The following is a 13,139-nucleotide window of genomic DNA, read 5'->3' as shown; positions in this document are numbered from 1 at the left end:
TAAATTTTGCTACAATAGCGCCAATTTTTATGCTAAACAGCAGCACCTTACAAATTACTGATTTTATTAACGTATTGAGAGACCATTATGGGTTTTAACTGCGGTATTGTCGGCCTACCCAATGTAGGCAAATCCACTTTATTTAATGCTTTGACCAAAGCGGGAATCGCCGCTGAGAACTTTCCCTTTTGTACCAAAGATCCCAACACAGGTATCGTGCCGGTACCCGATCCACGTCTCAAAAAGCTTGCCGATATCGTCAATCCTGAGCGCGTATTGCCAACAACGATGGAGTTTGTCGATATTGCCGGACTCGTCGCGGGCGCGTCAAAAGGCGAAGGCATGGGTAATCAGTTCTTAGCCAACATTCGTGAGACTGACGCTATCGCCCACGTGGTACGCTGCTTCGATGATGATAACGTGGTGCATGTCGATGGCCGCGTCAGCCCAATCGACGATATCGAAACCATCAATACCGAGCTGGCTTTAGCTGACCTCGAAGCCGTTGAGCGCGCTATATTGAACCTCTCCAAAAAAGCCAAAGGCGGCGATAAAGATGCCACTGCAATGCTTGAGGTATTCAAAAAGATTGAGCCCCTACTTGCAGAAGGCCGAGCGGCGCGCGCAGCCAACTTAGATGATGATGAGAAAAAACTGATCAGAAGCTATGGTCTTATTACCCTTAAGCCTACTATGTATATCGCTAACGTTAGTGAAGATGGCTTTGAGAATAACCCTTACTTGGACGCGGTGCGTGACTACGCTACGGGTGAAGACTCTATCGTCATCGCGCTTTGTAACCAAATCGAAGCGGAGATTGCCCAATTAGATGAAGAAGATAAAAAAGACTTCTTAGCTGAGATGGATATGGAAGAGGCAGGTCTTGATCAAGTGATTCGCGGCGGTTATGATCTGCTTGATATGCAGACTTACTTTACCGCTGGGGTCAAAGAAGTTCGTGCGTGGACGGTCGCTATTGGCGCGACAGCACCGCAAGCGGCTGGCGTGATCCATACGGACTTTGAGCGTGGCTTTATCCGTGCTGAGGTCATCGCTTATGACGACTTTATCGAGTATAACGGCGAAAAAGGTGCAGCTGCAGCCGGTAAATCGCGCTTAGAAGGCAAAACATACATCGTGCAAGATGGCGATATCATGCATTTTAGATTTAACGTATAATCTCATACGGTAATCCCTGTTTATTGAGCATTACACACTACTCATTCAGCCGGTGTTGGTACTTTATCAGCATCGGCTTTTTTTTATTTCTTTTTTGTTATATTATAACATATCTTATTTCTGACATATTTTGAAATTTCTATATAAATGAGGATTTTATGGTTACTAAATTTGCGGGTTTTGTACTTGTGGGAAGTGTCGCAATGGGGTCGTTACTGGGTTGTCAACCTAATACAGATACAGTCGATTCTGAAGCAGTCACCGAAGAACATGCTGAGCCTAGTCAAGAAGAACACGTTCATCATGAGCATGATGGACACGATCATAACGGACACGATCATGATGATCACGAAGGACATGATCACGCCAGTGCAGGCACACCGTTTGTTTGTGAGCCTACCACTACTATTAGAGTTTTTTATAATAATGATAGTACACCACAAACGGCCAGCCTACTCATTGATGGTCTCGAATACGATTTAAATGCTAGAGAAAGCACTGACAAAACAGTCTATATGAGCGATATAGGCCTAGATGACACTCATGGCATTATATGGCAAGTAGATAGAGATAAGGCAACTTTGCGCAATAAGACACTAGATGGCAGTGTGGCTATAGAAGAAGAAGATGTGATATTTAATTGCCAAAAATCTTAGTTGCTGGCTGTACCGAGAGTACTATTTTGTTATGCTAAAGGCTCCCTTGGTTCGGATATGTCACTATGCTAGGTACGCCAACTTCTTTATCGTCTCCTACCGCACAATGGTCTCACCTTCTCAACTCTCAACGTCTTGGTTCTACAAAAAAATTCGTTACTCATGGAGTTACCCGTTCCCAGTTCCATAAAGATTACGACAGATTGGTGTTTTCACACTCGTTTCGGCAGCTTAACCAAAAAACGCAGGTGCATCCTTTAACCAATCAGCTTGGCATCCACACGCGCTTGACCCATTCGCTAGAGGTGTCCTGTATCGGGCGCTCTCTTGGGATGATGTCTGCCGAAAAGCTCCATGAAAAGCTCGCTGGCGGCCTGCCTATTGGAGTGTCGTCGGCTGATGTTGGGGTGATAGTGCAAGCCGCTTGTCTGGCTCATGATATTGGCAATCCGCCTTTTGGTCATGCTGGCGAGTACGCCATACGTGATTGGTTTATTCATGCTGAGCGCCGCTCGGTACTAAAGCATTTAAGCGCCGAAGAGCGGTTAGATCTATTAGCTTATGAAGGTAACGCACAAGGCTTTCGGCTACTGGTGCGTAATGAGCATCATCCTGATAAAGGCGGTATGCGCTTAACTTGCGCCACGCTCGGCGCTTTTATGAAGTACCCTTGGCAAGCCAGCCATAGCAATATCATAGATTTTGATAATAGCTACCCCGTAGATAAAGTACAGAAATTTGGCAGTTTTGTCAGTGAAGCGCACCAGTTAGAGGAGCTCGCAACTTGCTTGCAGCTGCCACGCTCACAACTGCACGATGGCTTTGCGCGTCATCCGCTCGCTTATTTGTTAGAGGCCGCTGACGATATCTGCTACGCCTTGATAGACTTAGAGGATGGCATCCAGCTTAATATGCTCAATTTCAATGAAGTTGCAGAAATATTTTATCAGCTCATTGGTGAGCGCCCTGCTGCTATCACTTTACCAGCAAAGCTATCGGTCAGCCAGCAGTTGGCCTCTTTGCGAGCGCGCGCTATGATGCGGCTCGTCAATACAGTGACGGATGCCTTTGTAGATAATAGCGAGGCGATGCTAGCTGGCGAGCTGACTGGTAGTCTATTCGCCCACTGTGATGCAGAAGTGCAAAGCGGTATTACTCAGGCTAAGCTATTGGCTCGCGAGCGCATTTTTAATCATCCAAGTAAGGTGCGAATGGAGCTGATGGCCAATCAATGCTTGCAGCGATTGCTCGACGCTTTTATGCCGCTTGCTTGGACTGTATCGAATCATGCATCAATGCCCTTTGAGCAGCAGCGCCTGCTTAGCCTACTACAGCCGCATCTCAGCGAGCAACAGCGCCAGTTGTCTGACAATATTTATCACAACATACTGATTATTTTGGACTTTATTACCGGCATGAATGATCATGAAGCTTATCGGTTAGCGCAAGAGTTACAAGGTCACTGGGGCACGATGGTATAAGGTGTTTTTAGGCTATAATAAAAACCTAGTATAAGTGTTCTGATTTTATTCGTATTTTCATCTTTAAATCGGTATGATAAACAACAACTCAGCCACAATAGATATCTTATGAGCAGCCGCGAACAAAAAAAACTTCAAACCAGACGGGCTTTTTTTAATGCCGTTTTAGATCTGTGTATGACTGGGCAATCTTTTAGCTCGATTAGTCTGCGCCAAATCACTCGTGAAGTGGGCGTAGTGCCCACCGCATTCTATCGGCATTTCGATGATATGGAATCGCTCGGTCAAGCTTTGGTGATTGAGGAGCTTGGCGGTACGATGGCTACTTTAAGTGAAGGCTTGCATATCGGCAAGACTCGCAGCTTTGAGCGCCAGATCGCCAAGAGTATTCAGCTGTTCTTACAGATGGTCAGCGAGCAGCCCTACTATTGGCAGTTTCTAGTCAGTGAACGCTTTGGCGGCTCGGAGGCGGTGCGCAACACCATCGATAAACTATTAAAGCTGCATATACAGAGCTTATCAGAAGATTTAGCACTGCAGCCGGCTTTTAGTCACATCAACGACTATGACCGTCTTCTGCTGGCTGATGCTGGTATCAACATGTTTTTTTCTTGGATTATTGATTGGTTAGAGCTGACTTATTCTGAGGATCATGACGATGAAGCCGATTTGGATGAGATTGAGCGCAAAAAGCACCAGATGCAGCACAACTGTACTCGTCAAGCCCAGATGCTCTTTTATGGCGCTTATAATTGGAAATCTACCGAAGAGACTTTGCTTGATGAATAACGTCTACAATTCTTAAAGGATAAAACTAGCTTATTGAAAGTTAGGCGCAAAGGCCCAAAGCCGCTGCGACACTACTCTAACGGTCTTTGCGGATGTCTTATTAGAGCCGTCATTGTTGTTATTAGCAGCAACAGCAACGTTGTCAGTATTATTACCCTCAGAAGTATCGATTTTACTAATTAGCACTGTGGCAAATCTTTGTCGCGCTGCGCCTAAGTTAGCGCTATCGGTGGCAGTAATCAGCGCCGTAAAAGCTTGGCTATCGGCACCCAATAATGGCGTCAAAAGCTGACGCTGCTCAGTGCTGACCGCATTTAAAGGCGGCTGTTGCCAGATACTATCGACTGACTCGATGACTTGTTGCTTTTGCAAACGCTCTAACCCTTGCATCTGCTGCGCGCTGACATCCTCGACCAAAGCAGCCAGCACCTCAGGGTGAGCGGTATTGATATTGATCGGTAGATAATAAGGCACCGCAGTCAGATAAGGGCGCAAATTCGCTAAATCCTCCGCGCTCATATTAGGCATATCTTGCAGCTGATCAACACTGACGAACGGCTGATTGGGTAAAGCGGCGCTTAAGCCAGCGCCTTGTTGAGCATAAACTACGCCCTCCTCTCCGCCATCCTTATAGACTTCCCTATCCCCATCTTGCCAATCTAGAGCGGCGATAGCGATTTGTGGATCTAGATTGAGCTGAGTCAATAGCCGCTGAAAAACACCCAACGCGGCAACGTCTACTGTTCCGTCGTGATAAAGATTATTGATATTAAAGCGGGCGGCCTCATCGCGCAGCTCCATAGTCACGGTGTGCGACCCTAAAGGATAAGGTGGCAGCGGCTGCGCCCAAATATCTTGCAAACTATCGGTGTCATTGAGCATACTATCTGCTCGAATCAAAGTGACTGCCAGTTGCTGCGCGGCATCAATATCTTGTAGCAGTTGATTCTGATTGAATAATAAGCCGCTGCGACGAATGACAATCTTTTGACTAGCGAGCATAGCTCCTGCCACCACAGTGATACTGACCACCAATAACAGGATAGTCAATAAAGCCACGCCGCGTTGAGATCTGATTGCTATCGTCATAAGTCAGTTATTATTGCCAGTGTTGTTATTATCATTATTGCTATTACTACTGCTCAGCGCATTATCAGTCACAGGTAGAGGCTGCGGCGCTAACGCCCATTGCCAAGTAATCGGCATGTCCTGATAGGTAAAGCTAACGGCGACACCTTGTGGCAATAACTGAACGGTGTTTGCTGAGCTTGACTGCGTTACACCGTTGACTTTGTTATTAAGACTACTGCTATTCGCACTATTTTTATTGTTATTGGGAAAGGTATTAGCAGGCTCAGGCAGTAATGCTTGCCAGTTGGCAGCGGTTACGCCTTCGAGTAATACGCTATCTAAGCTCACATTTTGGCTCGTATTATCTCTGTCGCTTTGAATACGAGTATACTGACGACGAATCAAACGCTCGTCGGCAAAAATATAATCGACATGCTGCAAACTTGGGCTAGTTTGATAACGGGGGTCTGGATCAGCGAAACGCACAAAGCTTATCTGCTCGCTATATAGACGCATAAACGGCTCAGGCATCTGTACTGACGCAGTATCGCCAGTATTATTGCTCGGATTGTTATTATCGTTGTTATTGCCATTAGAGTCGTTAAGCTCACCTGCAGTTTGAGCATGAGGTGCTTGATAAGCAATAATCTGTCCCATATCCTGCTGCAGCTGCAAATAGGCGTACTGTAACGCTGCCAAATTATCCGCCTGCAATTGCGCCCTATCGCGCGCACGATTGACGCTATCGAATACTTGCCAGCCTGCCACCGCAAGCATCGCAAATATCGCCATAGCGACCATCAGCTCCAGCAAAGTAAAGCCGCGCTGCGCACTCATGGCGAGCCCCCATCATCGCTGTTATCCAAACCAAAGAAGGCGGCACGACTACTTGCTGTCTCAGGGTTACTGACTATCACTGTGATGTCCGTGACGACCGAACGCGGCTCACCATTGAGTATTGGCGCCACCTCAATAGTCACCTGTTTTAAGGCTGGGCTCAAAGTGTCGGCCACGCTCATCTGTACTTGCCAATCCCGTCCTTGCTCATTGACCGTTTGGCTGCGATTGGCAGTCAGCCAAGTCTGCTGAATACGTAAGTCAGCCGCAGCGTTTTGAGCAACGAAATGCGCTAAGGTTCGCGTTTTTAGGGTATCGACTGAAGACAGATAAGCGCTACTAGCACGGCTAGCGGCGACGGCGACGACGGCTAAGATAGCGAGCGCTACCATCACCTCAATCAAGGTAAAACCGCGCTCTGATCGGCGCACGTTTATCACTGAAGGGCTGTTAAAGGAGTAGCAAGGCTTATATGACGTATCAGGCACTTTTACAGAAGGCGGTTTATCTGTTTTTAGACTTAAGCGCGTAAATCTTTTGGTGTTCATACGCTATAACCCTTGCCCTATCATCATACTGCCATCCGGCATGATGGTAATCACCTCACCCACTAGCCGCGACTGATAACGCACTTCTATAGTGACAGGACTGGCTTGACCGGTCCCAAACCAGAGGGCTTGCGGCACCGCTTGTCCAGTAAACCACGGCTGTAGCGCCTGCGCTTTGGTGCCGCCATTGCTCGCGCTCGTATTACTAGACTCTAAGCTTTGAATCACTAAACTGACGCCTGCAGGCATCTGCGGCAAAACAATCTCTGGCTCTAGCTCCCAGCTTGGGGTCGCTACGGCCTCTTTTGGATCCGCAGACATGGCGGAGAGCTCCATGGCGTTTTTGGAGGTAGTATCGATAGCACCACTAGCGCCAAGGTTACCAGTAGCTTGATAGGCTATATAGGGATTGGAGAGACTGACGATCGCAGGGCTGATCTGTCCTTGTTTATCCGCTTGCAAGCTAAGCCCCATCGGCTGCATACGCTCAGCGGATAATAAGCGAACGTAGCTGAGTGAATCGGTTAAATGCTCATAAAAAGCTAAGTGTTTACGCGATTCACTGCTGCCAACAGACAAGCTAATCATACCGGCAAAGATGGATAAAATGACCACCACCACTATAATTTCTACCAAAGTAAAGCCAGTCTGCGCGTGTTTCATGATAGAAGGCAAACCTTAATCATTGATCATTAGCAATCAACAGCATTGCTCGCTGATGATTAGCTATTAATACTGAGTATTGCGGTGCTCTGCTGATTCTGTTTCGATTTGCTCGACGAGATCCTGCATGTCTTCATCATTGAGACTCTCATCAGCAGTATGCGCCGGATAGTGTCCAGGAAGATCTAGCATCTGCTGAACGAGCGCGTAGCGTAGCGTATCACGGCGACCCAGATAGCGCTGATAAAAGCTAGAATTAAGCAGTCCTGCCCCGCCTTGCCCCATCGCCCAAATCGTACACAGATAGTCGCGTGTGGTCATGCTGCTGTGCTGCTCTTTGAGATATGCACTGACGATATCGATCAGACGCTTCATACGCTGACGACGGATATCATAAAGCTCGGCAAATAAACGATTAAGCCCAGTCACTGAAGCGGCTAGACGCTCTTCAATCTGGTTGAGTAGCATCGCTTTTTGTGGGTTGAGTAGCTGCTGAAAAATCATCCGCGCTACCCCTGCTGAGGCGCAATCATCGACGCGGTTGATCTCAAATAGCTGCTCTTCGTAGCGAATAATAATGCGCAGATATAGCTCATCTTTACTAGAAAAATGCTTGTATAGGGTACCTTTGGCTAAATCAAGCTGATCGGCTAGGCTGTCTAAAGTAATATCACCATCGCCTGACTCAAGTAGCAACTGCTCAGCCATCGCTAAGATATTCTCTTCTCTTACTTTGAACTGGTGCTGACGACTCATAACTTCTCCTAAACTTGGTGAAATTAAGCATACAGTTATAGTTCAGCGCATCGTACGATTAACAACTCAGCTCTAAAGAGTCGCTAGTGAGGGGCAACTATAACAAGTAGCTATGCTTAGTAGTCAGTCATCGATTATCTTTGTCTCATAACAGCGGCTGGGCAAGGATACTCATTACCCAGCACTACTGGCAAATGCTTTTATTAAAAGAGATAAGAGAACGCTCAATGCTATAACAAACAAGATTTGAGTGCTCAAAGTTGAGCCATACGCCTTATTTATAAATGACTGACTGGTCATAGCATAACGACTTTAATGATATTGTGCTAGTAAATTTTCAAAGTTTTTTGCAGTTAATTGGCCGATCTCTTCGCTACTGCAGCCATACATATCAGCGATAAAGCTGGCGACATAGGGCACATAGGCCGGCTCATTGGGGCGTCCGCGTTTGGGCACCGGTGCTAAATAAGGGCTATCGGTTTCGATGAGTATCCGATCTTTGGGCATATTTTTTGCAGCTTCTTGAATCGTTTGGGCACTCTTAAAGCTGACAATACCCGAAAACGAGATGTAAAACCCTAGATCTAGCGCGCGCTTGGCAGTGTCCCAATCTTCAGTGAAACAGTGAATAATACCGTGCTCTGCGCCTTCAGACTTCAATATATCGATAGTATCTTCTTTTGCATCACGCATGTGCACCACTAGCGGTTTTTTGAGCTGTTGACTGGCATGGATATGACGCGCCAAACTGTCCTGCTGCGCAAGCTTATTTTCAGTGGACCAATAGTAGTCCAATCCCGTCTCGCCGATGGCCCAAACCTGCTCTTCTTTGGCCGTTTCCATCAGCCGCTCTACGCTCGCCGATTGCAAGACATCGATATCTTCGCAAGGATGGATACCCACGCTCATACCTAGACGCAGATCATCGTCGCTGTAACAGCTGACGATATCAGCGATCTCATCATATTCGGCAAAATCGCACATAATCGCCATCGCTCGAGTGACATTAGCTTCTTTCATAGCGGCAATGGCACCCGAAAGCTGACCGTCATATTTAGTCAAATCGAGACGGTTGAGATGGCAATGAGTGTCAGTAAACATAAATACTCTCTTTATAATCATTTAGCGAATAGTTTACTATTCATTGCTGTTAAGAAAGCGTTTTTCAAGGTTTCGTTTATGAGCTGCCAAGTCTATTTTTTTGCTAAATACACTATAACGGCACCACTCGCATCACCTCTTCTATTGTGGTCAGGCCTTCAGAGATACGCTTAGCACCAGACAGTCTTAGCGGCTGCACGCCTTCGCGGTACGCTTGCTGCTTAAGACTGTCTAGATTGACATCCGCCGCAACTAGCTTTTTGAGCTCGTTCGATAGCGGCATAATCTCATACAGGCCGATACGTCCTTGATAGCCAGTATGGCGGCAGTGCTCACAGCCTTTTGCCATATAGATCTGCGGCGGCAGTGTAGCGCGCCACGGCTGTACTAGCTCCTGCCACTGCAGCGCCATCTCACTATCGTCACTAAGTGCTTGTGCCTGTTTGCAATGCGGACACAGCGTTCTGATGAGTCGCTGCGCCATCACTCCTAGTATGGTGGCTGAGGTCAAAAATGGCTGCACGCCTAAATCATGCAAGCGCGGCAATGAGCTGGGTGCATCGTTCGTGTGCAAAGTTGAAAGCACTAAATGTCCAGTAAGCGAGGCTTGCACCGCCATGTTCGCGGTTTCAGAATCACGTATTTCTCCAACCATAACGATATCAGGGTCTTGACGCATGAGCGAGCGAATCCCATCGGCAAAATGCAAATCTATCGCGGGGTTCACCTGCATCTGATTGAAATCAGGCTCAATCATCTCAATAGGATCTTCGATGGTGCAGACATTGACCTCATCAGTGGCGAGCTGTTTGAGCGTACTATATAAAGTAGTCGTCTTACCAGAGCCGGTCGGCCCAGTGACCAAGATAATACCGTTTGGATGGCTAGTTAATTCGTGCCACATCTCGAGCTGCTTGCCGGAGAGGCCCAACTGTGCAAACGAGCGCACAAGCACTTCTGGATCAAATACACGCATGACTAGCTTTTCGCCAAAAGCCGTCGGCAAAGTCGATAAACGCAGCTCTGTCTCTAGGCCTTTATGAGTACGCGTCTTTAGCCGGCCATCTTGCGGTTTACGCTTTTCGGCGACGTTAAGCCGCCCTAAGATTTTAATCCGCGCGATCACTGCCATCAAAATCGCAATGGGCATCTCATACACAGTATGCAGCACGCCATCGATACGAAAGCGCACTTTACCCGTCTCGCGGCGCGGCTCTAAATGGATATCACTAGCACGCTGCTCAAAGGCATATAGCAGTAGCCAATCAACGACTTTGACGATATGCTGATCATTAGCATCGGGATTGGCATTATCGCCTAACTGTAGTAAGGCCTCAACGTTAGTGACGTCGGCGGCGGCGCGTCTATGGACGCTATTAGCGCCTGCGATCGCTTGGGTGACTTGATAAAACTCTTGGCGATAGCGGTTGATCTGATCTGGGCTGATATAGACGCTGCGATAGCTTTTATTACCAATTATTTTTTCGATATTGCTATGCCAGTCGCTATAAAAAGGCTGATCAGTGCCGATGACGATCTCATTAGCTGCCACCTCAATAGGCAAAATGTGCTGCGAGCGTGCATACTCAAACGACATCAGCTGCGTCACTGCTGGCACGTCCGTCTTTAAGGGGTCGATACGCACTAAAGACATATGAGCTTTAGCAGCCAGCCACTGATTGAGCCAAGCCAGTGTCAGCTTAGTATCGCCCTCTTTATCGTGCCCGTTAACTAATCCAAACTCGCTAATTGTAATCAGGGGGTGCTGAGACTTATCACGGCGACTGGTCATTACTAGATTATAACCGCGCTGATCGATCACCCTATCTGCTAGCAGCTCATCGAGACACCAGCGCAAATCTACTAGTAAAGAATAATCCGGAACCGACATAGTTATCTTCTTTTATTAGTCATTATTTAATGCTACTACACCACCTCGACCACTGAGCTAATCTGCAACTCCCCCGTCGCCACTTGGCAAAAGCTGACATCGACTGACTTGTAGCGCATGGTAAAGCTCGTATTAATCTCATTACGGCGGTAAGCGGGCCGAGGATCCTGCGCAATCAAAGCTTTTATTAACGGCAAATCTGTCGCCACTAAACGCTGCTGTATATCCTCAATAACGGACTTGCTGCTTATAGGTACGCGGCTTTTTATATCACTGTCGACCAAGACTGCAAACTGCTCCTGAGCATTAACCGTCATAGTAACCGCTGACGGGGTCGGCGATGCTGGCGCAAATCCGCTCGTCGCATGCTCAATACTATCACTATAAGCGACATAAGGCTTAATATCGATAATAGGCGTAGCATCGATTATATCGGCACCGCTGATAATCAGTATCACTCGGCCTGCGACCACCTCAATGCGTTCAAGCTTGACGACAGACAGACCCATCTGCGAGGGCCGATACATACTGCGGCTAGCAAAAACGCCGATCTTTTGATTGCCGCCGAGTCTTGGCGGCCTGACTTGCGGTCGAAAGGATTGGCTATTATAAGTGTCTTTATTATGATGAAACTGCCAGCTGAGCCACAGATGACTGAAAGCTTCTAAGCCGACAAAGGCTGCGGGCGTATCAAAAGGTGCAATCATCTCAATAGCACTCATTAGCGCGACTAGATTGGGCTGTCTTGGCGCCCCAAATTTCTGCGATAATGGCGCACGATGATAGCCAATGATAGGCGACATGTGGGTCTGTATTTGCTTACTCATGAGTTATTCCAAAACCAAAAACGCGCGGTCGTCAGAGACGCTCTATCAATCATACAAAAATAATCACTAACGATATTCCATTTTATCATGGTCAGTACGCATAACATGGCGGATTTTTATTTTGAAATTTGTTATGATGTGCCCCATTGTATATTGAGAATAACTTGCATCTGGCAGCTTGCCACTTGATGCGTTTATCGATTAATTAGAGGGCTTTATGTCAAAACTCCGCACAGAAACGGTCACAGACGTTCACCACTGGAACGATTCGCTCTTCTCTATCAAGACCACTCGCGACGATGGCCTACGTTTTCGTAACGGTGAGTTTGCGATGATTGGTATCTTAGTTGATGGTAGACCGCTACTGCGAGCTTACTCGATTGCTAGTCCTAATTATGAAGACCATCTAGAGTTCTTTTCGATCAAAGTACAAGACGGCCCACTAACCTCACGCTTGCAGCATATCAAAGTTGGCGATGAGCTACTCGTCAGTAAAAAGCCGACTGGCACGCTAGTCTTAGACGACCTACTGCCCGGTAAGAACCTTTACATGCTGGCGACTGGTACTGGCCTTGCCCCTTTCTTAGCCTTATCACGCGACCCTGAAGTTTACGAGCGTTTTGACAAGATTGTCCTCGTGCATGGCGTGCGTAACGTCGAAGATTTAGCGTACCGTGAGATGTTCGAAAATGAGCTGCCCAACGATGAAATCTTCGGCGACTGGTACAAAGAGAAGTTTGTTTATTACCCAACGACGACGCGCGAAGAGTTTAGAAATATGGGCCGTATCACCGACTTGATGGAATCAGGCAAACTGTTTGAAGATGTCGGATTGCCACAAATGAATAAGGACGATGACCGTGTATTGATTTGCGGTAGCATGCCGTTCAACGCTGATGTCTCTAGAATATTAGATGGTTTTGGTCTTACCGTGTCGCCACGTATGGGCGTGCAAGCCGATTACGTTATTGAGCGTGCCTTTGTAGGATAGGAAATACAGAGTAGAAATCTGCGCAATCAAGATAAATAATTCTTGACGGTGATAATTAGGCTGTTATAATACGCCACCTATACAGCGCAATCTGTAGCCCAATTCATAAAGCGCCTTGCTTTATACCTAACATGCCAGTGTGATGGAATTGGTAGACATGACGGATTCAAAATCCGTTGCCTTTAAAAGCGTGTCGGTTCGAGTCCGACCACTGGTACCACTATACGAAACCCTTACAGTCTATAGATTGTGAGGGTTTTTTATTGCGTGAATTATTTATAAATTGGTCGAGTAATAACAGCGTAAAATAAAATTTTGATACTATCTTGATACTTTAATACATCTGCAT

At 46.9% G+C, this 13,139-nt stretch carries 13 protein-coding genes and 1 tRNA gene; 6 read left to right on the top strand and 8 right to left on the bottom strand.

Annotated elements, in window-relative coordinates:
* The first annotated feature begins 87 nt into the window (after positions 1–87).
* From ychF to W234_RS0106195, 4 genes are all read left to right on the top strand, one after another.
* Positions 88–1,179 carry a redox-regulated ATPase YchF gene (gene ychF, locus W234_RS0106210; RefSeq protein ID WP_025645740.1) on the top strand — a complete coding sequence of 364 codons (1,092 nt, stop codon included), beginning with the start codon at positions 88–90 and terminating at the stop codon, positions 1,177–1,179.
* A 158-nt stretch (positions 1,180–1,337) separates the two neighbouring features.
* Positions 1,338–1,835: a hypothetical protein gene (locus W234_RS14660; protein ID WP_025645738.1), complete on the top strand. Its 498-nt coding sequence runs from the start codon at positions 1,338–1,340 to the stop codon at positions 1,833–1,835.
* A gap of 65 nt (positions 1,836–1,900) precedes the next feature.
* Positions 1,901–3,316: a deoxyguanosinetriphosphate triphosphohydrolase gene (locus W234_RS0106200; protein WP_025645736.1), complete on the top strand. Its 1,416-nt coding sequence runs from the start codon at positions 1,901–1,903 to the stop codon at positions 3,314–3,316.
* Positions 3,317–3,424: 108 nt separating this feature from the next.
* Positions 3,425–4,105, top strand: a complete 681-nt coding sequence (locus tag W234_RS0106195) for a TetR family transcriptional regulator (protein ID WP_025645734.1) — start codon at positions 3,425–3,427, stop codon at positions 4,103–4,105.
* A gap of 30 nt (positions 4,106–4,135) precedes the next feature.
* Here the strand turns inward: W234_RS0106195 and gspK are convergent, their stop codons facing one another.
* The 8 genes from gspK to tsaA form a co-directional block, all read right to left on the bottom strand.
* Entirely contained in the window at positions 4,136–5,194 is a 1,059-nt protein-coding gene (gene gspK / locus W234_RS0106190) for a type II secretion system minor pseudopilin GspK (protein WP_025645732.1), read from the bottom strand.
* Positions 5,195–5,197: 3 nt separating this feature from the next.
* Positions 5,198–6,013: a prepilin-type N-terminal cleavage/methylation domain-containing protein gene (locus W234_RS0106185; protein WP_025645730.1), complete on the bottom strand. Its 816-nt coding sequence runs from the start codon at positions 6,011–6,013 to the stop codon at positions 5,198–5,200.
* The gene (gspI, locus tag W234_RS0106180; protein ID WP_084212631.1) at positions 6,010–6,561 is read right to left on the bottom strand and encodes a type II secretion system minor pseudopilin GspI; all 552 of its coding nucleotides are present in this window, start codon (positions 6,559–6,561) and stop codon (positions 6,010–6,012) included. Before gspI ends, W234_RS0106185 begins: the two co-directional genes overlap by 4 nt.
* Positions 6,562–6,564: 3 nt before the next feature.
* The gene (locus tag W234_RS0106175; protein ID WP_025645727.1) at positions 6,565–7,224 is read right to left on the bottom strand and encodes a prepilin-type N-terminal cleavage/methylation domain-containing protein; all 660 of its coding nucleotides are present in this window, start codon (positions 7,222–7,224) and stop codon (positions 6,565–6,567) included.
* Positions 7,225–7,290: 66 nt separating this feature from the next.
* Positions 7,291–7,980: a TetR/AcrR family transcriptional regulator gene (locus tag W234_RS0106170; protein ID WP_025645725.1), complete on the bottom strand. Its 690-nt coding sequence runs from the start codon at positions 7,978–7,980 to the stop codon at positions 7,291–7,293.
* Between the two features lie 312 nt (positions 7,981–8,292).
* Positions 8,293–9,081 carry a TatD family hydrolase gene (locus W234_RS0106165; protein ID WP_025645723.1) on the bottom strand — a complete coding sequence of 263 codons (789 nt, stop codon included), beginning with the start codon at positions 9,079–9,081 and terminating at the stop codon, positions 8,293–8,295.
* A gap of 112 nt (positions 9,082–9,193) precedes the next feature.
* On the bottom strand, positions 9,194–10,972 hold the full coding sequence (locus W234_RS0106160; protein ID WP_025645721.1) for a GspE/PulE family protein: 1,779 nt from the start codon (positions 10,970–10,972) through the stop codon (positions 9,194–9,196).
* Positions 10,973–11,007: 35 nt separating this feature from the next.
* On the bottom strand, positions 11,008–11,799 hold the full coding sequence (tsaA, locus tag W234_RS0106155) for a tRNA (N6-threonylcarbamoyladenosine(37)-N6)-methyltransferase TrmO (RefSeq protein ID WP_025645719.1): 792 nt from the start codon (positions 11,797–11,799) through the stop codon (positions 11,008–11,010).
* Positions 11,800–12,016: 217 nt separating this feature from the next.
* Between tsaA and W234_RS0106150 the strand changes: the two genes are divergently transcribed.
* The gene (locus W234_RS0106150; protein ID WP_025645717.1) at positions 12,017–12,790 is read left to right on the top strand and encodes a ferredoxin--NADP reductase; all 774 of its coding nucleotides are present in this window, start codon (positions 12,017–12,019) and stop codon (positions 12,788–12,790) included.
* A gap of 133 nt (positions 12,791–12,923) precedes the next feature.
* Positions 12,924–13,010 (top strand) — tRNA-Leu (locus W234_RS0106145).
* The last annotated feature ends 129 nt before the right edge of the window (positions 13,011–13,139 follow it).

This window comes from Psychrobacter sp. TB15 (assembly GCF_000511655.1).
Taxonomy (GTDB): domain Bacteria; phylum Pseudomonadota; class Gammaproteobacteria; order Pseudomonadales; family Moraxellaceae; genus Psychrobacter; species Psychrobacter submarinus.
The sequence above is the reverse complement of the archived record's forward strand: the minus strand, read 5'-3'. Positions and strand labels throughout refer to the sequence as shown.

Excerpts from the sequence above, each read along its gene's own strand:
- tsaA (WP_025645719.1), bottom strand. The coding sequence starts at position 11,799 with ATGAGTAAGCAAATACAGACCCACATGTCGCCTATCATTGGCTATCAT.
- W234_RS0106175 (WP_025645727.1), bottom strand. The coding sequence starts at position 7,224 with ATGAAACACGCGCAGACTGGCTTTACTTTGGTAGAAATTATAGTGGTG.
- W234_RS0106160 (WP_025645721.1), bottom strand. The coding sequence starts at position 10,972 with ATGTCGGTTCCGGATTATTCTTTACTAGTAGATTTGCGCTGGTGTCTC.
- W234_RS0106165 (WP_025645723.1), bottom strand. The coding sequence starts at position 9,081 with ATGTTTACTGACACTCATTGCCATCTCAACCGTCTCGATTTGACTAAA.
- gspI (WP_084212631.1), bottom strand. The coding sequence starts at position 6,561 with ATGAACACCAAAAGATTTACGCGCTTAAGTCTAAAAACAGATAAACCG.
- W234_RS0106200 (WP_025645736.1), top strand. The coding sequence starts at position 1,901 with ATGCTAGGTACGCCAACTTCTTTATCGTCTCCTACCGCACAATGGTCT.
- W234_RS0106150 (WP_025645717.1), top strand. The coding sequence starts at position 12,017 with ATGTCAAAACTCCGCACAGAAACGGTCACAGACGTTCACCACTGGAAC.
- gspK (WP_025645732.1), bottom strand. The coding sequence starts at position 5,194 with ATGACGATAGCAATCAGATCTCAACGCGGCGTGGCTTTATTGACTATC.
- W234_RS14660 (WP_025645738.1), top strand. The coding sequence starts at position 1,338 with ATGGTTACTAAATTTGCGGGTTTTGTACTTGTGGGAAGTGTCGCAATG.
- ychF (WP_025645740.1), top strand. The coding sequence starts at position 88 with ATGGGTTTTAACTGCGGTATTGTCGGCCTACCCAATGTAGGCAAATCC.
- W234_RS0106195 (WP_025645734.1), top strand. The coding sequence starts at position 3,425 with ATGAGCAGCCGCGAACAAAAAAAACTTCAAACCAGACGGGCTTTTTTT.
- W234_RS0106170 (WP_025645725.1), bottom strand. The coding sequence starts at position 7,980 with ATGAGTCGTCAGCACCAGTTCAAAGTAAGAGAAGAGAATATCTTAGCG.
- W234_RS0106185 (WP_025645730.1), bottom strand. The coding sequence starts at position 6,013 with ATGAGTGCGCAGCGCGGCTTTACTTTGCTGGAGCTGATGGTCGCTATG.